The 21,891-nt window shown below is 56.3% G+C and carries 15 protein-coding genes; 14 read left to right on the top strand and 1 reads right to left on the bottom strand.

Annotation, left to right across the window (positions count from 1 at the left end; translation table 11 throughout):
* The first annotated feature begins 20 nt into the window (after window positions 1-20).
* The 14 genes from D7M11_RS31525 to D7M11_RS31460 all read left to right on the top strand — a co-directional run bounded on the left by D7M11_RS31525 (window position 21) and on the right by D7M11_RS31460 (window position 17,011).
* Window positions 21-1,622 carry a bifunctional metallophosphatase/5'-nucleotidase gene (locus D7M11_RS31525; protein WP_420818454.1) on the top strand — a complete coding sequence of 534 codons (1,602 nt, stop codon included), beginning with the start codon at window positions 21-23 and terminating at the stop codon, window positions 1,620-1,622.
* Between the two features lie 227 nt (window positions 1,623-1,849).
* Window positions 1,850-3,583 (top strand): dihydroxy-acid dehydratase, encoded by a 1,734-nt coding sequence (locus tag D7M11_RS31520; RefSeq protein WP_205127139.1) that lies wholly within the window; start codon window positions 1,850-1,852, stop codon window positions 3,581-3,583.
* Window positions 3,584-3,620: 37 nt separating this feature from the next.
* A complete protein-coding gene (locus D7M11_RS31515) occupies window positions 3,621-4,790 on the top strand; it encodes a M20 family metallopeptidase (protein WP_120751258.1) in 1,170 nt (389 codons plus the stop codon).
* A 481-nt stretch (window positions 4,791-5,271) separates the two neighbouring features.
* Window positions 5,272-5,562, top strand: coding sequence for a CD3324 family protein (locus tag D7M11_RS31510; RefSeq protein WP_120751257.1), 291 nt, complete (start codon window positions 5,272-5,274; stop codon window positions 5,560-5,562).
* Window positions 5,563-5,760: 198 nt separating this feature from the next.
* A complete protein-coding gene (locus tag D7M11_RS31505) occupies window positions 5,761-6,141 on the top strand; it encodes a gamma-glutamylcyclotransferase family protein (protein ID WP_120751256.1) in 381 nt (126 codons plus the stop codon).
* 93 nt (window positions 6,142-6,234) lie between these two features.
* Entirely contained in the window at window positions 6,235-6,612 is a 378-nt protein-coding gene (locus tag D7M11_RS31500) for a response regulator (RefSeq protein ID WP_120751255.1), read from the top strand.
* Window positions 6,613-6,636: 24 nt separating this feature from the next.
* Window positions 6,637-9,663 (top strand): ATP-binding protein, encoded by a 3,027-nt coding sequence (locus D7M11_RS31495; protein ID WP_120751254.1) that lies wholly within the window; start codon window positions 6,637-6,639, stop codon window positions 9,661-9,663.
* The gene (locus D7M11_RS31490) at window positions 9,656-11,389 is read left to right on the top strand and encodes a response regulator (protein ID WP_240041394.1); all 1,734 of its coding nucleotides are present in this window, start codon (window positions 9,656-9,658) and stop codon (window positions 11,387-11,389) included. Before D7M11_RS31495 ends, D7M11_RS31490 begins: the two co-directional genes overlap by 8 nt.
* A 314-nt stretch (window positions 11,390-11,703) precedes the next feature.
* Entirely contained in the window at window positions 11,704-12,513 is an 810-nt protein-coding gene (locus D7M11_RS31485; protein ID WP_193556329.1) for a metallophosphoesterase, read from the top strand.
* Window positions 12,514-12,582: 69 nt separating this feature from the next.
* The gene (locus tag D7M11_RS31480; RefSeq protein WP_120751252.1) at window positions 12,583-12,981 is read left to right on the top strand and encodes a DUF2203 domain-containing protein; all 399 of its coding nucleotides are present in this window, start codon (window positions 12,583-12,585) and stop codon (window positions 12,979-12,981) included.
* Window positions 12,982-13,036: 55 nt separating this feature from the next.
* Window positions 13,037-14,680 carry a copper resistance CopC/CopD family protein gene (locus D7M11_RS31475; RefSeq protein WP_120751251.1) on the top strand — a complete coding sequence of 548 codons (1,644 nt, stop codon included), beginning with the start codon at window positions 13,037-13,039 and terminating at the stop codon, window positions 14,678-14,680.
* A gap of 151 nt (window positions 14,681-14,831) precedes the next feature.
* Window positions 14,832-15,641 (top strand): sensor histidine kinase, encoded by an 810-nt coding sequence (locus D7M11_RS31470; RefSeq protein WP_120751250.1) that lies wholly within the window; start codon window positions 14,832-14,834, stop codon window positions 15,639-15,641.
* Window positions 15,638-16,309: a response regulator gene (locus D7M11_RS31465; protein WP_120751249.1), complete on the top strand. Its 672-nt coding sequence runs from the start codon at window positions 15,638-15,640 to the stop codon at window positions 16,307-16,309. The genes D7M11_RS31470 and D7M11_RS31465 overlap by 4 nt, the downstream gene beginning before the upstream one ends.
* 81 nt (window positions 16,310-16,390) lie before the next feature.
* Window positions 16,391-17,011, top strand: coding sequence for a YcnI family copper-binding membrane protein (locus D7M11_RS31460; RefSeq protein ID WP_120751248.1), 621 nt, complete (start codon window positions 16,391-16,393; stop codon window positions 17,009-17,011).
* Between the two features lie 336 nt (window positions 17,012-17,347).
* Here the strand turns inward: D7M11_RS31460 and D7M11_RS31455 are convergent, their stop codons facing one another.
* A complete protein-coding gene (locus D7M11_RS31455) occupies window positions 17,348-19,921 on the bottom strand; it encodes a winged helix-turn-helix domain-containing protein (RefSeq protein ID WP_120751247.1) in 2,574 nt (857 codons plus the stop codon).
* Window positions 19,922-21,891 lie beyond the last annotated feature (1,970 nt).

The following is a 21,891-nucleotide window of genomic DNA, read 5'->3' as shown; positions in this document are numbered from 1 at the left end:
AGGTGCAGGAGGGAATTTGTTTGCCGAATGAAAGCGAAACTTTACACGTAACGATACTGGAAACAAGCGATATGCATGGGTCTATGTTGCCCATTAATTACGCAAATAATGAGCATAACGAAGTGGGCTTCGCCAAAATTGCCACCCTGCTGCGCGGCCTCAGAAAGCACGCCGAAAGCGAGGGCGAGCTGCTGCTGGCGATCGATAACGGCGATCTGATTCAGGGGACGCCGCTTGCTTATCATCATGCCCGGATCGATAATGCCCCGGGCGATCCGCTCGTGCTGGCGCTTGGCAGACTGGGCTACGATGCGGCCGTCATCGGCAATCACGAGTTCAACTACGGGATGAACGTTTTGCATAAAGCGGTCCGGGAATCGAAGTTCCCGTGGCTTTCGGCGAATATTGTTAAGAAGGGAACGAAGGAGCCCTATTTCGGTCAGCCTTACTTGATTCGCGAGTTCAAAGGGGCAAGGATAGCCGTTCTCGGGCTGACGACCCCTTATATTCCGAATTGGGAAAATCCGAAACATATCGAGGGCCTCGATTTTGCAGATGCCGTGGAAGCGGCTGCCCGCTGGGTTCCTTACTTGCGCCGGGAGGAGAGGGCGGATGTGGTCATCGTTTCGTATCACGGCGGCTTCGAGAAAGATCCGGTTACCGGAGAACAATCCGAGGTGCAGACGGGCGAAAACCAGGGATACCGGCTGTGTATGGAGGTGCCTGGAATCGACGTGCTGCTGACCGGCCATCAGCACCGGGAGCTTGCCGGTATTGCGGTGAACGGCGTGACGATCGTGCAGCCCGGACATTTGGGGCAAAAGGCCGGCATCGTTCGGCTGACGCTGGAGCGGGACGGGGGCGGCTGGAGCGTTTCGGAGAAATCGTCCGAACTTGTGCCCGTGATCGGCGTGGAGCCCGATTCGGAGGTGCTGGAGCTGACCGAGCCGTACGAGAGGGCGACGCAGCTGTGGCTCGATACGCCGATCGGCTCGATCGAGGGCGATATGACGGTGCGCGATCCGATGCAGATCCGGATGAAGGACAATGCGCTGATCGAGTTTATTAATAAGGTGCAGATGGAGACGACCGGTGCGGCGATCTCCAATACGGCGCTGTTCACGGACGATTCGCCCGGTTTCCCTCCGAACGTGACGATGCGTCATATCGTTTCGAATTACATTTATCCGAATACGCTGAAGGTCATTCGCATCACCGGGCAGGACATGAGGGCCGCTTTGGAGAAAAATGCGGAATACTTCAAGCTGGGAGAAGACGGCCGGGTCGGAATCAATCCGAAGTATGCCGTGCCGAAGCCGCAGCATTACAATTATGACATGTGGGAAGGCATCGAATATACGCTCGACATCTCGCGTCCCGAAGGCAGCCGTGTCGTTCGTCTGACGTATCGGGGCGAGCCTGTAGACCCAGGGCGGGAATACGACGTGGCGATGAACAATTACCGGGCGGGCGGCGGCGGCGATTATACGATGTTCCACGGCAAGCCGGTCATCAAGGATATTCCGACCGATGTTTCCGAGCTGATTGCGAACTATATATTGGAAAGAAAGACGGTTGTCGCGAGCTTCGACGGCAACTGGGAAGTTGTTACGGGAGGCTGATGCGCGGCCTCCTGTTTTTTGTATGATTCCAGGCGATGGCGATAATCGTTTTCTTCTAAACAGGTTTCCATATATGGAATGACAATGGCGGAATCGTACCAATTATGCGTGATTGGCAACAAATAAGGACTTAAAAAAGAAGTTGACCCTGCGGAATCGATTTCGTAAAATCAATATAATGATTACTATTTAACATACTGAACTTCTTAATAGAAGGGGAGAGCGTCTTGAAATTACGCAGCAGCGAATGGTTCGAGAACGAAAACGCCGAACTGACCTTCCAGCACCGCTCCGCGATGCGGGCGATGGGCCATAACCCGGAATCGTTCGTAGGCAAACCGATTATCGGCATTTTCAACGCATGGAACGACTTCAACAGCTGCAACTATCCGCATAAAGAGCTGGTCGAATTCGTCAAGCGCGGCGTGCTGCTCGCCGGTGGATATCCGATCGAGATGCATACGATCTCGACGCCGGCCGACTTCATGAAGCCATCCGATCTGATGTACCGCAACCTGCTCTCCATGGACATCGAGGAAAGCATCCGCTCTCAGCCGATCGACGGCGTCGTGCTGCTGTGCGAATGCGACAAGACGGTGCCGGGGCAGCTCATGGGCGCGGCGAGCTGCGATTTGCCGGCGCTTCAGCTGGCCGCCGGTCACCGCTCCTCCGGCAGTTTCCGCGGCAAAACCGTCAACTACGGCACGGATCTGTGGAAATATTCCGATGACTACAAGGCAGGGCTGCTGTCCGACGACGACTGGAAGGAGCTGGAGCAGTCGATCTCGTGCAGTCTCGGCGGCTGCCCGGTAATGGGAACGGCTTCAACGATGAAAAGCTTGTCGGAGATGCTTGGCATGATGCTGCCGGGTACGTCCAGCATTCCTGCGACGCACGCGGCGCGTAAACATGCCGCCGAAGCTACCGGCAGACGGATCGTGGAAATGGTGCGGGACAACCTGACGCCGTCAAAGCTGATGACCGAGGAGGCGTTCCATAACGCGATCAAGCTGGTGGCGGCGCTTGGCGGCTCGACGAATGCGGCGATTCACCTGACGGCGATTGCCGGGCGGCTCGGCATCCGTATTCCGATCGAGCGCTACGAAGAGCTGACGGAAGGGATTCCGCTCATCGTTAATTTGCAGCCGAGCGGCTCGCACAGCATGGACGACTTTTTCAAGGCGGGCGGTCTGCGTAAAGTGATTCGCAATCTGCTGCCGAAGCTGGATGCGGATTGCCTCAGCTGCACGGGCGAAACGATCGGGGACACGTACGGCAGCGATATGCCGGCCTATGCGGACGAGAGCGAGGTTATCTCTACGCTGGATGCTCCGTTTAAGCAGAAATCGGGTCTTGCTATATTGAAGGGAAATCTTGCGCCAAACGGAGCCGTTATCAAAAAATCGGCCGTATCCCCGAAGTTGTTCCGGCATCGCGGACAAGCGGTCGTCTTCGACGGATACGAGGATATGCTGGCCCGCATCGACAGCGACGATCTGGAAGTGACCGAGGATAACGTCCTCGTGCTGAAAAATTGCGGTCCGGTCGCGATGGGCATGCCGGAATGGGGCTCGATTCCGATCCCGGCCAAGCTGCTGCGCCAAGGCGTCCGAGACATGGTGCGGATCAGCGATGCGCGGATGAGCGGAACGAGCTACGGAGCGGTTATTTTGCACGTTGCGCCGGAGGCGATCATCGGCGGTCCGCTTGCGATCGTACAGACGGGCGACTGGATCGAGATGGATCTCGATCGCTCCACGCTGCGGCTCGATCTGGACGACGCCGAGATCGAGGCGCGCCTGAAGAAGTGGACCCGGCCGGAGCCGCAGCATAAGCGCGGTTATCCGCGGCTGTTCGCGGAGCATGCGCTGCAGGCGCCGGAAGGCTGCGACCTTGACATTTTACGGCCGAACAGCAAGGAAGAGGCGAAGTTCGTCCCTCCGATCGTCGGCAGAGGGTAAAGCACTATCCATTCCCTAGAGAGGGGTAATCGTGAATATGTCGGATCTGCATAACAACGTGCAAGTGAGTCGCATTGTAGAAAATACGCTCGAGCTGGTGCGCATTCCGAGCGCAACCGGAGACGCCCGGCAAATGGCCGACCGTTACGAGCAGATGCTCAAGGAGGTCGGCTGCTCGGTAGAACGCTACGAGTTTTATCCGAACAACCCGACCCTCGTTGCGATATACGGCGGCGGCAGCGAAGGCAAGACGATATTGTTCAACGGCCACATGGACGTTATTCCGCTCGGACACGCTGAGCCGGAAGTGCGGGACGGACGTATCTACGGCCGCGGCACGAACGATATGAAGGGCTCGCTCGCCTGTATCATCGAGGTCCTGCGGGTGCTGAACGATACGAATACCCGATTGCCGGGCAAGCTGCTCATCGTCTCGAACAGCCTGCACGAGAGCCCGGGCGGGCGCGGCGAAGATTTGATCGCCCTGACCGAACGGGTGCCGCTTCAAGCCGACGCGGTCATCGTTATGGAAGGCGCTACAACGGAATGCACCGTTGCCCAGCTCGGCTCAGCGACGTTCGAAATTACGATCGAGCGCGATGGCGAACCGAGCCATCAGCTCCATACGCCTCCGGGGACGCCGCATCCGATCACCGTTGCGGCCGAGGTCGTGGAGCTGCTCGAGCGGTGGAACAAGGAGCTGGAGAACGACTATATCGAAGATATCGGCTACGCTTCGTATTTCGTCGGATCGATTCACAGCGGCCAATTTTACAACCAGATGCCGAACAAGGCCGTTCTGGTTGGCGTTCGCCGTTACAACCCGCTGGAGAAGTACAGCGTGGTGGAAAGCGTCTTTCGGAACGGGCTGGCCGAGCTGGCAGCACGCCGCGGCGTACGCATCGGCCTCGATCTGCAAAAGGTGCGCGACGGCTACCGGATCGCCAAGGACAGCGAAGCGGTCGCTGCACTGCGCCGCGCCGTTCAGGCGGTGCGGAACGTGGAATTCCCGTCCGTCGGCAAGAAGCTGGTGACAGACGCCGGCATTTTGGCCAATGCGCTCGGGGTTCCCGCTTTGTGCCACGGGCCGGATCAGCTTACGGCGCACGGGGACGTGGAGTACGTCGAGATCAGCGAGCTTGAGCAAACCGCGCAGGTGTATATGCGGTTTATCGAGGAATTTATGGGACAGCCGCTAAATAAATAAATAGTTTGGCGGGGCAGGCTGCCCGGGCTTGGATAAGTAGAGACCCGGTGCGGCCTGCTTCCGTTTCGTTAACGGCTCGGCGAGTATCGCTATAAATATTCTTTCCCTGATATTGGGCTTGATGAAACCAGTTACATCCCATATAATTGTAATGTTACTAAATGTAATAAAATTACTTAGGTGAAAGGAGGCGTACGGCATGCAAAACATGTTGTTTAACGGCAAAAACGAGGTGTACCGCTTTTAACCGAATACGACCGTAACTTAACCTTCACCTGATGCGCATTATACATAAAACGTACACAGGCACGATGCGGGTTATCGTGTTTTTTTGTTCCCTATTTTTGGGACGGATCCGCCGCTCGCGGCTTTCGAATGTGATGTTCGAATTTATTCTATAGAGGAGGTGAACCGATGAAAGCGCTCAGCAATGTTCCTGTCGGATCGGTTTTGGCAACAAAACAAGAGGAGGTTTTCATCAGTGAGTTACAAAAACGGAAAGGATTTTCTTCCGCCTAGCTTACTTAAAGAATTGCAAAAATATATTCAAGGCGAGCTTGTATATATACCGAAGCTAGAACAAACACGGGCCGGTTGGGGCGAAAATAACGGAACGCGCAAGCTGATCGAGAAGCGCAACCGCGAGATTTACCAGATGTACAAAGGCGGTACGAGCGTGCTCGAGCTCATCCAGCGCTACCACCTGTCGGAAGACAGCATCCGCAAAATTATCGTCAAAACCCGGGATCTCGTACAAAATGTAGCCAAATAGAAAGCAGGACGGTTGCCGTCCTGCTTTCTTTGCATTTTGCGGAGCGTAGCGGTAAGCGAAACTTTCGCTAAATCCGCCTCATTGACTGACTGCCAGTCAACATGTAAATTGGAAAAAAGGCGCGGCCAAAGATACGTTCGACATGGACAGCTTGGCGGCAACGCGCGGCGAAAACGGCGAAAAGCGGAGGAATCGGCGATGATATCGGTATTCGTATACGGAACGCTGCTGACGGGAGAGGCAAACCACGGCGTGGCGGAGCCTTATCTGGATGCGGCGGCTCCCGGAGCGGTGCGGGGCGTGCTTGTTGACAACGGGGACTATCCGGCGCTGCTGATCGGCAAAGCGGCGGAGAGCGATCCCGAAGCGATCGTGTACGGGGAATGGTTGACGATCAGCATTGAGGGCTTGCTTGCAATGGACGAGTTGGAGCAATACTACGGGCCGGGCGATCTCCGCAACGATTACGAAAGGGTGCGGATTACCGATGTGGACGGAACCCGCAGCGGCTGGGTTTACATCTGGAGCGAAACGCGCGGCTGTCCACCTATCCGCTCCGGCAGCTGGCGCGAACGTTAAAGGGCGGCGGCATACAATTTTCAGGCGGACCGCTGGAATGAAATGCTATAATGGAAACAAACACATGATTAGGCACAAAGCGGAGGTGGCAGCATGAATAGCCATAAAATTTTGCTGGCCGATGACGAGTCGGCGCTACGGTTCCTTCTGACGGAAACGCTCGGAGAGGAAGGCTACTCCATTACGGAAGCGGAAGACGGGCAGCAGGCGATCGATAAGCTGGAGAAGGAATTGTTCGATATCGTCATTCTCGATTATATGATGCCGGAGAAGACCGGGGTGGAAGTGTGCCAGTGGCTGCGCGAGTCGGATTCGCCGAACAGCCGGCTTCCCGTTATTTTGCTGACGGCCAAAGCTTCGGATAAAGACAGGGACCGGGCGCAGGCGGCCGGAGTGACGACCTATATCGTCAAGCCGTTCAGTCCGCTGCAGCTGATCGATACCGTGGAGAGCCTGCTGAAAGACGCTTAACTGCCCGGAGAGGAACCGACGATTATGCCGACGAGAGGGAAAAGCATCGCCTCGAAATTATCGTATTTGATTTTTACCGTCATCCTTTTATTTGTCGCCTTCGTGCTTGTCGTAGGGTTTGCGATCAACGACCGCATTATCGAAACGCGGGATAAGCTGGAGCAGGAGCTCGCCGACCAGGCGCGGGTCGAGAAGCTGTACATCGATTCGCAAGCGGTCGTTTCAGAGCTCAGAGCTTATCTCGCTTTCGGACGGGACGATTTCCTGAATCAGTTTTTGAGCAAACGGGACGCGTTCGGTGCGAGCCTAAACGAGATCAGCGGCCGTTTCCGGGAGCGCGGCTACGGCGAGAAATATGGAAATGAATGGGATGCGATCGTCAAGGCTTGGACGAGCTACAAACTGTCGAGCGATTCGGTCATCGAGTTTCGCAAGCAGGGCGCTATGGATGAGATCGAGAAGCTATCCAAAGCTTCGACGACTTCAAACGTTACCGACATGAACAGGGGCTTCCAGACGATTCTATCTTCGCAGGACGAAGTGGTGCAGCGCTGGCTGGACGATAACCGTATGCGGACCGATATGCTCATTCTGCTGCCTATACTCGCCGTAGCCGGGGCGGCCATCGCCGGGGCGCTGCTCGTCGTTTATTTGCGGCGCAAAGTCGTCAGGCCGATCGTTTCGTTCGACGAAGCCGTGGACCGAATCGCGGGAGGCGAGTATGCGCTGCTGAAACTAAGCGGCCGCAACGACGAGCTCGGCAATCTGGAGCGCGGCATCAATCATATGTCGATCGAGCTGAGACGGCGGCATGACGCGCTGGAAGAAACGAACAAGGAGCTTGCCGAGCAGCGCGATCTGCTGGAAGCGCAAAACGAAGAAATATCGGCCCAACAGATCGAACAGGAAGAGATGCTGCACAAGCTGACCGAGCGGGAACGCGAGCTGGAGCTGATCGCGACGTATCAGGAAAAGCTGACCGGACACACGGAGATGCAGTCGTTCCTCGAGCATTCGATCCGGGCGCTGCTCCAGGCGCTCCATCAGGACGCGGCCTTGCTGATTACGCACAATCCGCAAATGTCCGCCTACGATGTCGCTTATTCGTACGGTTATCCGCCGGGCGTTCTGCCTTCTTCGTACAAGGAGCTGTTCGGTCCGGGCATGCGCGTTCTCCACGAGAAGATGCCGATTTGCCGCGAGCGCTCGGTCCGCGGCGACGAGCGTGGACTTCATGGAGGATATGAGAGGGCATTCGACCAATATTACCCGCTGACGGATGAATATGGCCGCGCTGTAGGCCTTCTGCTGCTGACATCTTACGGGGCGAGCGAATCGATCGATACGCTGCATCGGATGACGAAAGGGCTCGTCAAGCAGTTTGCGCTGGCGTATATGGCGCAGTCGACGAACGAGGAGCGGCGCAAACAGGCGTATTTACTGGAGGAGCTGAACGAGGAGCTGTCCCAGGAGCGCGACGGCTTGCAGCAGCAGCGCGATCTCGTGCGCGGCATCATCGAGTCGATTCCCGAAGGGATGGTCATGTGCGATGGCCGGGGCCGCATCGTATACGCCAACGCCAGAATGAACGAAATGTTCGGCTTCGACCGGGTTTCCGCCTCGGATATTAACGATTTTTGCATGCATTTGGACAAGCTTTCGAACGGCAAAGTGCGTATATGTCAAGATGTGGAAGCTATTCGAAGCGGAGAGCGGGAACAGCTGCACGAGCGCTTTTCGCTCCGGCGCGAAGAAGGCCGGGAGGAGCATTACGAGCTGTATGTAAGCGCCATTGCCGACCCGGCAGGGAGCGATCGCAGCTTCTTGTACGTCTTCCGCGACCGAACGAACGAGGAAATGGCCGATGAGATGAAGAACGAGTTCATCAGCATCGTTTCTCACGAGCTTCGCACTCCGCTCGCCAGTGTACTCGGCTTTATGGAAATCTTATTGAACCGGGACGTTCCGAAGGACAAGCAAAAGAAATATATGGAGACGATCTACAAGGAAGCGAACCGTCTGTCGAACCTGATCGGCGATTTTCTCGACCTGCAGCGGATGGAGTCGGGCAAGCAGGTATACCATCTGCTGCCGGTTGATCTATCGGCGCTTGTGGAGGGCGTTGCCGAGCAGTGGCAGGGCAAGCTGGGCCATCGGGTAGAGACGTTTATCGAGGAAGGGCTGGTCGTGTCGGCCGATACGGACCGGATGACGCAAGTGATGCACAACCTGTGCAGCAATGCAGTCAAATATTCGCCGAATGCGGATAAAATCGTCGTAAACGTGTCCAAGGACGGTCCTTTCGCACTTATTGAAATTATCGATTACGGCCTCGGCATACCGGACGAGGCGAAGGGCAGGCTGTTCAACAAATTTTATCGGGTCGATAATTCGGATCGCAGGCAAATCGGGGGAACCGGTCTGGGGCTCTCCATCGTCAAAGAAATTGTGGAGTCCCACCGCGGCGAAATCTCGTACGAGTCGAAGCTGGGCGAAGGCTCGACGTTCCGGGTTCGGCTGGCCTTATACAAGACGACAAGCATCGGCGGCAAAGCGGTCATCGTCGAGGATGACGAAAATTTGTCCAAGCTGATCGCCGTCGCGTTCGAGAAGCTCCGTGTTCCGACGGTCCAGCTGCCGAGCGCCGAGGATGCGCTTGTATCGCTGCAGGAGACGACCGGGCCGGGGCCGCTGCTGTGCATCGTCGACATCCAGCTAGAAGGGCGCAAGTCGGGCTGGGATTTTATTAAGGAGCTGCTGCGCCACCCGGAGTACGGCAAAACGCCGGTCATCGTTTCGACCGTGCTCGAGCAGCCGAAGCATTATTACGAAACCGATACCGGCAAATTTTTGCGCAAGCCGTTTACGATCGAGCGCTTGCTTGAGCTTGCGTCCAGCCTGATGACCCCTCCTCCGCCTCACGCGACCGTCGTGTTTCCGGTTCAGGACGAAGGCGGAATCGCCTCCAGGCTGGAGGAAGCGGGTATGCGCGTCAAAGAGCTGAAAGTCAGACAGGATATTATCGAGGTGGAAGTGAAGCAGGATGACTAAGCGGGAAGAGCGCGGTCCTACAGAGAAAACGTTACGCGGCGACAAGCTGATGAAGGAAGGCAAGATCCGGTTTTTAAGCGAAATGCAAAAGCAAGTAAACGAGATGGAGCGGCTGCTGGACCGGATAGCGGACGGCGACGACGCTTCTCTCCCCGCCCAGTTATACCGCTACGCGCACACGCTGAAAGGAAGCGCGCCGATATTCGGTTTCGCCAGCGTCGGCGCCGTTGCCGCGCGGATTGCCGATCAGTGGGAATGGGCACTGGAAGAGGAGCAGAACAAGGCGTCCGTCTGCTTCGTCCGGAAAAGCGTTCCGGGCACCAAGGCGGACCTCATGCAGCTCAAGATGGAATGGAATATACTGCAGCGGGAGCTGCTGACTGTCGAACAGAACGGGCAGGGGGACTGGCAGCCGGCCGCAGCCCTTTCCGGAACGCTGCTTGTTGTAGACGACGACGCCGCGCTGCGTTCGTTTCTCGTCCGCAGGCTTGAGCTCGACGGTTATTCGGTGCACGAAGCGGATTCTGTGGACAGCGCAAAGCTGAAGCTGCGCGAGCGTACATATGATCTTATTTTGCTAGATTTGATGATGTTCCCCTTATCGGGCTACGAGCTGTTCGATGAGCTCAAGGAAGATCCGACCTTGAAATGGGTGCCGCTGATCGTCTTATCGGCACGCTCGGACGTTCGCGACAAGGTGCGCTGTCTTATGCTGGGGGCGAACGATTACGTCACGAAGCCGTTCGAATATGACGAGCTGGCCGCGCGTATATACAGCTTGCTGTCGCGTACGAGAAATTTCGAACAGCTGGCGTTCCGCGACCCGCTGACGGGTGTGTTCAACCGCCGGTACTTCGACCATCAGCTCGAGCTGGAGCTGCAGCGGCTTGCCCGCGATCCGGCGCCGATCTCCATCGCTTTCATCGACATCGACCGGTTCAAGCGGGTCAACGATACGTACGGACATGCGATCGGCGACCTTGTGCTCCAAGGGCTCGCCCATCTCATGCAGCAGCATCTGCGGCCGACCGATTTCCTCGCCCGTTTCGGCGGCGAAGAGTTTGTCGCCGTTATGCCGAATACGACGGGCGAGCAGGCTGTGAGCCGGATGGAGTCCGTACTGCAGCTCGCCCGGCAGCAGCCGATCGCCGAGTTCGAAGGCCAGTCGTTCTCGATCACGTTCTCCTGCGGGGTGGCCGAATGGGTGCCTTCTCTGCCGATGAAACAGTGGGTTGTGCTGGCCGACGAAGCGATGTACCGGGCGAAGGAGCAGGGCCGCGACCAGGTCGTGCTCGCCGGGTACCCCGAGGAAGCGGCGCAGCGTATCTCCACAGAGGCGGGAGCGGGGCTGAAGCGGGTGCTGATCGCCGACGACGACAGCATTTTGCGCTCCATGTTGGCGTCGCGGCTGAAGAAGCTGCCCCTTCAGGTGGCCGAAGCGGCGGACGGAGAGGAAGCGTTTCGCTACTTGTCCGGGAACGAAGTCGATTTGTGCATTCTGGACGGCGTGATGCCGAAGCTGGACGGCTTCGGACTGCTTGAGCGGATGAAGTCGGACGCCGAAGGACGCTTCCGGAATACGCGGATATTGATGCTTTCCGGCAAAAAACGCGAAGAGGATATCGCCAAAGCGCTCCGGCTCGGAGCGAGCGATTATATGTCGAAGCCGTTTTCCTTGATCGAGCTGGAAATGCGGGTGACCCGGCTGCTCGAGACGGAGCGATAAAGAAGAAACAGCAGTGTAACCGACCTAATTAATGATAATACCCACATAAACTCAGACCTCCGAGACGAACCTGCATTTCCTGTTTCCGGAGGTCGTTTTCATACCGTTTTACGCCTGTTATATGCAGCTTTTCCTATTTTTGTCGTCAGGTGCCATGCCGCCATGATAGAATAGTAGAAAGGTTTCCTCGGGAAGGAGTGATGAGGGCAAGCGGATGCAAGCCAACCGGACGTTCGCAGCTTCATATGAGCGATCCGGAAAAAGGGACCATACATTTATTTCAGACCGGAAGGGGAATGACATTGATATTTTTAATGATAATGTTCGCCGCGATCGCGGTTGTCATTTTATTGTTTTACGAAACGGTTCATGCCGAAGTGGTGGAAACCAGAATCGAATCGGCCCGGATCAAAAACGAGCTGAAAATCGTACAAATATCCGATTTGCACGGACGCACACGGTTTTGGACGGGAACGATCGGCGAAATCGTCAACTCGCTCAAGCCGGATATCGTCTGCGTGACCGGCGATTTGTTCAATCGGCTCGATCAGCTTCCGGAAGTGATGAAGGAGCTGTCGCAGCTCGACTGCGAATATTTGTTTTTCGTGCCCGGCAATCACGAGCGGGAGGAACGCAAATATTTCCGGAAGCGCAAATTTTCCGAGGAGGAGTATGTCCAGGTGCTGAGGAGCATCGGGGTCCGCAAAATGCGCGTGCTCCGAAACGAAGGGGAGCTTGTGCGGCTCAAGCAATCGGACATCTTCGTATACGGATTCGATAACTCCCTGTACGGTAAGGAAGCGTACGCTCCCCATCTGGACGATATCGACGACACGTTCCGGCTTATGCTGGCCCATTCGCCCAGCATTATCGGCTGGATGGCGAAGCATGGGATCAGCTACGAGCTGATGCTGGCAGGTCATACGCACGGCGGTCAGATCCGTTTCATGGGCAAAGCGATCGGTGGCTACGGCCGCTACCATACCGGGATGAAGCGGATTGCCCCCGGACGTTACGCCTATATCAACAGAGGACTGGGAACGATCCATCTTCCGTTTCGGCTGGGCTGCCGTCCCGAAGTGGCACTGATCCGGGTTTCCTCGGAAGTCGCTAAACGTTCATAATTACCCCGCCTGTGCGTGCTTGGATTCGGCAGGGGCATTCTGGTACAATTTACGTGAGGAGGCGTTAGGATGGAGAAAAAGTGGTTCACCCTGGATGAAGCGAACGCCCTGCTGCCGACGATTCGCAGGGAGCTTGACGAGCTCCAGACGATCCGGCATGAGTTCGAGAAGCGCTTTATGCAGCTCAAGCAGCTGAAGGAGCAGCTCGGAACGCCTCGTTCCAATCAGCCGGACCCGTATTTTACGCTCGAAAGCGAGCTTGAATTTATGCAGATCGAGGCGCGGACTCTCGTCCAGAGCATTCATATGAAAGGCGCTCAGCTCAAAGACCTCGATATGGGGCTGGTCGATTTTCCTTCGCTCCGCGATGGCGAAGAGGTGCTGCTGTGCTGGCGCCTTGGCGAAGACACGATCTCCTACTGGCATGGGGTGAACGACGGATATTCGGGAAGAAGACGGATCGAGTGAACGAATAACTGAAGCATGTAACGAACGGGATCGGACAAGGAGAACTTATTCGCATATGAACACGACAGGTAGATGGTTTTTACGGGTGGCGATGCTGCTCGTTTTTGCAATGCTATGGTTTGCGCCGCAACCGGCTTCCGCTCATTCGGTGCTGACCAAGGCGGTGCCGGAGCCGAACAGCCAGCTGAACGAGGCTCCGGGCCGCATCGAGCTTACGTTCAACGAACGGCTCGAGTCGGAGCTTTATTACATCAAGGTGTTTGACGAGATCGGCAGAGCGGTTCCTGACCTTAAAGCGGCGCTCTCTACCGATCAGAAAACGATGGCGCTGGACTTGCCGAAGCTGAGCAACGGGCGCTACACGGTGACCTACCACGTCATCTCCGCCGACGGTCATCCGGTGGAAGGCACGTACGTGCTGTCGATCGGTCCGGGAGTAGAGGGAGACATCGTCGGCGATTCATCCTCCTTGCACGCCGGACATCAGTTGTCGGCGGATATGAGCGTCTACGATGTACTGAAATATTTGTCGCGGATCGCTTATTATTTCGGCTTGCTTGCTCTGGCAGGATGGGTGTTCTGGGGAGCCGTCAGCGACTTGCAGCGATCGGGAATCGGGGCTCATTACCGGGTCGGTCTGCTCGGCGTCCAGCGGACTCATTTTTTGGCGCTGATCGCTTTCGTTTATTTTCATTATCAGGATTTGCTTGGCGATCAGGGCTTCGGGGAACTCGTAAGTTTGTTTGCCGGCACTTGGGTCGGACGCTCCTGGCTGGCGGCATTCGTGCTCGCGCTGCTCGGTTTTGCGCTGCTCGGACGCTCGAAGGCAGTCGACCTGGCGTTCATCGGCGTGCTGCTTGCAGCTAAGAGCGTCAACGGCCACGCGATGGGACATGAGCCGCAGTGGATTACGGTCACGCTCGACTGGATTCATCTGCTCGGCGCAGCGGTTTGGGTCGGCGGTCTGCTGCTCATCGTGCCGCTGTGGAAGAAGAATAAAGCTTGGGTCGACAGCTTCCTGCCCCGATTTTCGAACGGCGCTCTGCTCTCGATGGTGGCGCTGACGCTGACCGGAGTGGCGACGACGCTTCTGTATTTGCCGAGCCTGAACTACTTGCTGTATTCCCAGTGGGGCAAGCTGCTGATCGCGAAGGTCGTTTTCGTCGTGCTGGTTCTGCTGCTGGGCCTCGGCATTCGCCTGGCGATGAGGCAGCGGAAAGACAAGGATGTGCGCGATATGGTCCGGATGGACTTCGGCGCGATGGGCATTATCGTTGTCCTGGTCGGGCTGCTGACGTTCATCAGTCCGGTTCCGCCGAATGAGCCGCTTTACTGGCACGAGATGGGCGTGTCGCAAACATCGCCGCATATGACTGCTCAAGTAACGCCGATGGTTCCGGGCGACAATCAGTTCCGCGTCGACATCTGGCTCGTCAAGGAGATAGGCAAGCCGAAGCAGGTGCTGCTCAAGCTGCAAAACCTGGATAAACCGGAAATCGCGCCGATCGAAGTTCCTCTGACGGAGCATAAGAACGAACAGCAGGATGCGGGCTTTACGGCCGACGATACGTACGGGCAGTACAGCTACAAAGCGGACGGACCGTTCCTGCCGTTCGCCGGCCTGTGGAAGATGGAAGTGCGCATTCTCGATCGTAACGATGACGAAACGGTGTACAAGCTGGAGAAGCGGGTGTATTGATGGGCCCGCCAGCTTCGTCCCGCTGCCGAATGCAGCGGGACGAAGCAGCGCGCAGAGCCGGAAGAGGGCTCCCTGTCGATGTGGCGATGGCCGCAGCACGCAGGGAGCCTTTTTGGCGGGTGGGTGCTTGTTTACGGGAGGAGAAGGAGCTATGTCGTTCGAGAGGTTGAAGCTGTTCACGATCCTGCTCCCGGCTGTCGTCATCGGCGGCTTCGAGCTGATCCGGCACGAGTTTTTGCTGCATTATTTGTCAATGGAAGTCGGGAACGTTTATATTATCATCCTGACGCTGCTGCTGTCGTACTGGTTCTCGACGTGGATGTTCCGCAAAATCAAGGCGATGAACGAAACGATCTCCGCCGAGCAAGCCCGCCGTGCCGTCTACGAGGAACGGGAACGGCTGGCGCGGGAGCTGCATGACAATATTGCGCAAATGCTGTTTTTTCTGAACGTGCAGCTGAAGCAGGGGAAGACAGAGGAGGCGCGGCCGATCGTGGCCGAGATCGATCATCATTTGCGCCAGGCGATCTTTAACCTGCGCGGGCTGCCGGAGGACGGCATCTCCCTCCCCGACCGGCTGGACCGGTGGCTGCGCGAATGGAGTGCCATCTCCGGCGTCGAGGCCGAGCGGCGGGGCGTCTGGGCGGAAGGGCTGTTTTCGCCGGCGGAGGAGGTACAGCTGTTCGCGATTATCCAAGAGGCGTTCACGAACATCCGCAAACATTCCGAAGCCGATCGGGCAACGCTGGACTTTGCGTACGTCGGTTCGGAGAGCTGGTCGCTGACCGTTCGGGACAACGGCAAGGGGCTGCCCCCGGCCGAAGCCGCTTCGGGCAAGTACGGCCTCTCGATGATGCGCAAGCGAGCCGCCGAACTGGGAGCGGAGCTGCATCTATCGTCGCCTGAGGATGGCGGGATGGAACTGAAAATTGCAGGTACGAAGGAGCGTGGAAGCGCATGACCCCTTATCGCGTACTGATTGCCGACGACCATCCGCTGGCCCGCCAGGCGATTCGCAGCTTGCTGGACGAAGACCCGCAGTTCGAGACGGCCGGCGAAGCATCGCGGGGTGAGGAGGCGGTGCAGCTGTGCGGCAACTTGCAGCCCGATCTGGTGCTGATGGATATCCATATGCCGGATATGAGCGGTCTGGAGGCGACGCGGCGCATCAAGCAGCTATATCCCCACATTCGCATCGTCATGCTCACGGTGTCCGATCATGTGGGCGATCTGTTTACGGCGATTCAGTTCGGAGCGCAAGGGTATTTGCTCAAAAATATGGACCCCGATGACTGGATGCATTATTTGCGCGCGCTGCTGGACGACGATACAGCCGTATCCCGTCAAATGGCGGACAAGCTGTTCCAGCATTTCCGCCGCGGCGATGCACCCGCGGCCGAGCCGGATTCCGGCGTGCTGACGCCGAGGGAGCGGGAGCTGATCGCCTGCGTGGCGTCGGGGGATACGAATAAGCAGATTGCCGAACGGCTCGTCATAGCGGAGAACACCGTCAAAAATCATATCAAAAATATTTTGGACAAGCTGAAGCTGGAAAACCGGGTGCAGCTCACCGCTTATGCAGTCAGGCAAGGATTGACACAGATCGGTCAAAAACGGGAGGAAAAATAGCCCGGTCGAGTCATTTTCGCCGCCCAGCTTTTTGGGTACAGTGATACATGGACATAAACTTGATAAAGGGGTTGTATCCTCATGAAAAAGACAGGAACGCTGCTTGCCATATGCCTGATCGCGATGATGATGTTCGCGGGGATAGCGAGCGCGCACGTCACCGTGCTGCCGAATGAAACGTCGCAAGGCAAATACGAAGTATTTACGCTTCGCGTACCGACGGAGAAAGAAATCGCTACCGTCAAAGTGGAAGTGAAATTTCCGGCAGGCGTGACGGTTTCGCGTTTCGAGCCGAAATTCGGCTGGAAATACGATGTGACAAAAGACGGATCGGGGAAAATCACAAGCGTGATTTGGACGGCAACGGGCGAAGGATTCGGGGCAACCGAATTCGGCGAATTCAAAATGTCCGGCAAAGTCGAAAACGACGCCAAAGATTTGTTGTGGAAAGCGTATCAAACGTACAAGGACGGCAGCGTCGTCGAATGGGTAGGCGCGGAAGGCTCCGACAAGCCGGCATCCGTCACGAAGGTGAAGGCTGCGGCTGCGGGCGCGGATTCGCACGGTCACGACACCGGGGCTTCCGCTCCGGCCGAAGCCGCCGCTTCCGGCGAGTCGAAAACGCCGCTTTACTTATCCATCGCGGCTGTCGTGCTCGGCGCTCTGGCGCTTCTCGTTTCTTTGCTCAAAAAGGCGAAATAAGATATTAAGACGCTAAGCGGCGGTTTGGGATCTTAAGATTCCGGCTGCCGCTTGTTTTTTGCGGCGGCGTAGCCGGCCGCTCTCTGGAGAATAAGGGTCTTTTGAGCACGTTATATCGGCTGGATGGGGGATGGTTTAAAGATAGCAGCCTTTAGAGACTGCTAAAATGGACCTGATCGTTCCTTGCCGCTATAGTGTCAGGAATAAGAGTTTTGAAGACACTCTATTTTTCCAAAAATGTTATTTCGAAGGGGGATAAGGGGTTTAAAAGACTGCTATCTTGTATTGATACGTTGTATCGTCACAGTCTATTGCGCCAAGAGCTGGGATCGCTCGTTACAGCAAACCCAGCTCCTGAGCGGCGCTGAGCGCCTGCGTGCGCGAAGAGACGCCGAGCTTTCCGTAAATGCGGGACAAATACACTTTGACGGTGCCTTCCGTAAGCCCGAGCTGATCGGCTATTTCCTTGTTCGCCGCTCCCTGTCTGATGAGATGCAGAATACGGAGCTCCTGCGGACTGAGCGGCTCGATTAAAGAAAGCGGCGCCGTCCGTCGTACCGGGTCCTGGGGGAAGAGGACAAGCAGATGGTCGACGTAGGCGTTCATTCCGTCCGTTTCTTCATGCTTCTGCTCCGTCCCGGCATACAGCCGCAGCAGCTCGAACATGGCTTTGCCTTCGTCCAGAAAGCTCCTAATATACCCGTGCGTTTTGCCGACAACGAGCGCCTGCTGAAGATGGCGCATGGCTTCCTGCCGTTCCCCGCGCTGTATGTTCATCAGCGCCAGCAGGTTCGATATTTCGACGATGCTCGATTGGCAGCTCTCCCGGATTGCCTTCGGCAAAAGCTGCTCGAGCAGCCTGATGGCGTCGGCTTCTTTGCGCTGCGCGCCTAGCAGCCGAACGAGCGAGAAATAGTCGAACATCCGGTCCGGCGCGGGGCGGGCTTTGGCCGAAAGCCCAAGCTCGTCCAGCTCCTTTTTGGCGGCGGCGATCTTTTCTTCGAGCAGGAGAAGACGGGCTCGAAACGCTTTGAGCGGCTTCAGCCAGTAAGCTTCCCCTTGGTCCGAGACCGTGACGATCGCTTCCTCGATGACGTCGTGGGCAAGCGGCATTTTGCCGCCGGCAGCGTAGAGGCGGGCTTGCATGATCCGATTCGGTGCTAATAGTCCGGGAATACGCTGCGTATGCGCGGATAACTCCACTTTTTGCGCGAGCTTGAGACTTTCCTCCAGGCGGTTCCATTCGTAAAATCCTTCGCACAGCGACTGGTTCACGTACAAATTGCTAAGCGAATCTTTCCAGCCGCGCTCCTCCAGCACACTTGTGTAACGAAGACCAATACGCTCCGTTTCGGCGCTAAGCGCACCCTTCAGTCCGGTCGCCGTCCTGCGTACGAGCGGCTCGTTCATATTCAGATTAATGTTGTAGAAGATCGTGCTATCCGGAATAAATTCCTCAAGCATCCCGTCCATATAAGCGAACCAGCCCTCGTAGTCTCCGTTGTAGAACACCAGATTGGATTTGATGAACATCATGCCGCCCTGGATTTGTTTTCGCCGCTCGCTGTCCGTTTCCGAGGCGTACATCCGTTCAATTGACGGCAATTGCGCTTGGGCGCTCGAGATTTGACCAGTCGCCACAAACAAAAAGGCGCGGAGCAGTGTCAAGTTCGGGCCCAGCCCGGCATGGGTCGCGATTGTTTCGAACCAGCCCAGCAGCAGGGCGAATTCACCTCTCCACAGCAGCGTGTCGGCATTTTTTTCAACCACATGTTTCGCCCAGTCCCAATCTTCGCCCGCAATCGCATGATGGATCGCTTCGCCCAGATGTCCTCTCTCCGCATAGCTTCGGCTTGCCAGCCTATGGCTTGCCATGCCTTGCTCAGGGCTGCTCCGGTATGCGGCGCTGCGCAGGTATTCGGCAAACAGATGGTGGTACCGGTACCACGTTCCCGTATCGTCCAGTGGAACGATAAACAGGTTTAGTGTCTTCAGCTTGTCGAGCATCGCATGGCTATCGTCCCGCCCGGTAACGGCATTGCAGGCATAAGAATCCATCCGCTCCAAAACGGAGGTGCGAAGTAAAAAAGAATAAACGTCCGGCTCCAGTCTAGCCGCAACCTCCTGAAATAAATAGTCGGCCACGTTGCGGTTCAGGCCCGAGAAGTTTTCGATATAGTCGTCGTAATTGCCGTTTTTTTGAAGGGAGATGGAGATAAGCTGCAAGATGGCGGCCCAGCCTTCCGTACGCCGAAACAGCTTTTCGATCTGATAGGGGGAGAGCGGCAGCCCGGCCGTCTTCCGGTAAAAAGCTTGCGTCTCCTCAAGCGTGAATTGGAGCTGAGAGACGCCGATGTCGGCTCGCTCTCCGCGAACGGTCCATTTGGAGGCGGGGAAAGGAAGCTGGCTGCGGCTTGCGATAACGAGATGCACGGAATCCGGCATATAGTCGAGTGAGTAGGATAAATAGCTGTGAATCTGCTCGTTTGTAATCGTATGGTAGTCGTCCAGCACGAGAACGATCCGCTCGGTGAGGCCGGACAATTCGTTAAGGAGCGCATCGAGGAAGGTGTGGACGGACAGGCTGGGCAGCTGACGGGCAAGCTGAAGCAGCCGTTCGCCTTCCGGCTTCGGAACGGTACCTGCGAGCGCATGCACGATATGCCGCCACATGCGGACATAGTCGTTATCCATCTCATCCAGAGAAACCCATCCGCAAGCGATACCGCTGAGTGCGAGCCATTGGCCGATCAGCGTCGTTTTTCCGAATCCCGCCGGTGCGCATATGAAGGTCATGCGGCCATCCAAGCCTTTATCGAACTGTTCGTTCAAACGATGCCGCACAATTAAGTTTTCTCTGGGAGCGGGTACGTTTATTTTCGTTTTGAGTATCAGTTCCTTCGTTTGCATAATTCCTCCGCAAGGCTGGCTTAGTCTTGTTTCATTATAAAGCGGATCGATTAACTTTTGTTAATTGTTGTTCGAATTTTACGTTGCTAGAATGAGAGCATCTTGTCGAACGCGGGGTGAAAGAATGAGCTTGAAAGCAGGCAGGGTGCACGGATTCCTTATATTGTTTGTAACGGCGCTTATAGCGTCCGCTTTTTTTGCCGAAACAAGCTATGCGGCCTTTTCCGGTCTAGGGTCGGGTACGAAAGAAAATCCGTATGCGATTGAAACGGCTGCCCAACTGGATGAAATAAGAAACGCTCCTGACGCCTATTACGTGCTGAAGCAAAATATCGAATTAACGGGAACATGGGCCCCTATTGAGGTATTTCAGGGTGTGCTCGACGGCAGAGGGTTTACGATCCGGAATCTTACGATTTCGGCGACAACCGCTCCCGCGGGGTTCGTTAACAATGCATACGGGGCCAATACGGCAATCCGCAACGTGGGCTTTGAAAACGTGAATGTCACATCGACGGCTTCTTCGCTCGGCGCCATCGCCGGCATGCATAATCAAGCGACGATCGAAAATGTATTTGTAACTGGAAAAGTGAGCGCAACCGATCGCTGGGTTGGCGGCATTGCCGGACAGATGTACGCAAACGCGACTGTAAGGAACGCCTATTCGTGGGCCGAAGTTTCCTCGGCGGCTTCCGCTGCGGGGGGCATTGCCGGCATTGTTGCCGGAGGGACTACCCCCGGTTCTCTGGTGTACCGGACCTATGCGAAGGGGGAAATTACCGCTCCTTTGCAGAAAGGAGCAATCGTTGCTACGCTGAGCGGCGCCAGGCTCCAGGAATCGTACTGGAATACGGAAACATCTAACGCAACAGTCGGCTCCAACTGGGCCGGCTCACCCACGGATACAAGCCAGGGACTTGACGATACGGCCATGAAGGCGGAAGCATCCTACGCAGGCTGGGATTTTCAGAACGTTTGGAAAATGGGCAGCGCAGGATATCCGGTGTTTCGAAAAATGGCGGCTTTCGTTACGACGGAGCAGCCGGACGGAACTTATCGTCAAGGGGCCGTTATTCCGATCCAGCTAAGGTTCAACGATACCGTTACGGCTACGGGTACGCCTAAGCTTACCCTGAACAGCGGCGGCGAGGCGATGTATAGCGGTGGAAGCGGGACCGATACGCTGACGTTTTCCTATGTCGTCTCGGACGGGCAGTCTTCCTCGAAGTTGAATATTGGCAGCACGGCCGCATTGACCTTAAACGGCGGAACGATTCTCGATTCGGATAATCAGCCTGTAAGTCTTGCGCTTCCCGACCCGGCTACGGGTATGACGCTGGCCGGACGCAATATTGTCATTCGCGGGAACGATCCTTATGTCACAGGTGTAACCTCGTTAATGCTGGACGGCACCTACCGGCTCGGTGATACGATTACGATCGCGGTAGTTTTCAATAAACCGGTCTCTGTAACGGGTACCCCCCAAATGAAATTAATTACCGGAGGTTACGCCAGCTATGCATCGGGTTCGGGTGCGAACATACTAACCTTCAGCTACAAGATAGGGCTGAATCAGAATGCGTACCGATTGGAATACGAAACTGTTTCTTCGCTCTCCTTGAATGGAGGCAGTATTAAGGACAGTACGAACAACACTGCGTTTTTGGACTTGCCACTACCCGGTTCGGCGGGGTCTTTGAGCGGCAGCAAGTTTATTACGGTCGATACGATGGGGGACAAACAAGCGATCGACGACGTAACGGCAGCGGTAGCGGCGTTGCCTGCGAAGGCGGCGGTGACGCTGGGAGATGCGACAGCGATAACGAGTGCGCGTCAGCAGTATGAGGCGCTGACCGCTGAGCAGAAGGCGCTGGTCACGAATCTCAGCAGGCTGATGGAAGCAGAGTCGGTGTTGGCGGATTTGCAGGCGGCGAAGACGGTGACGGACGCGCTAGCGGCGTTGCCTGCGA

Source organism: Paenibacillus ginsengarvi, assembly GCF_003626695.1.
Lineage (GTDB): Bacteria > Bacillota > Bacilli > Paenibacillales > NBRC-103111 > Paenibacillus_AB > Paenibacillus_AB ginsengarvi.
The sequence above is the reverse complement of the archived record's forward strand: the minus strand, read 5'-3'. Positions and strand labels throughout refer to the sequence as shown.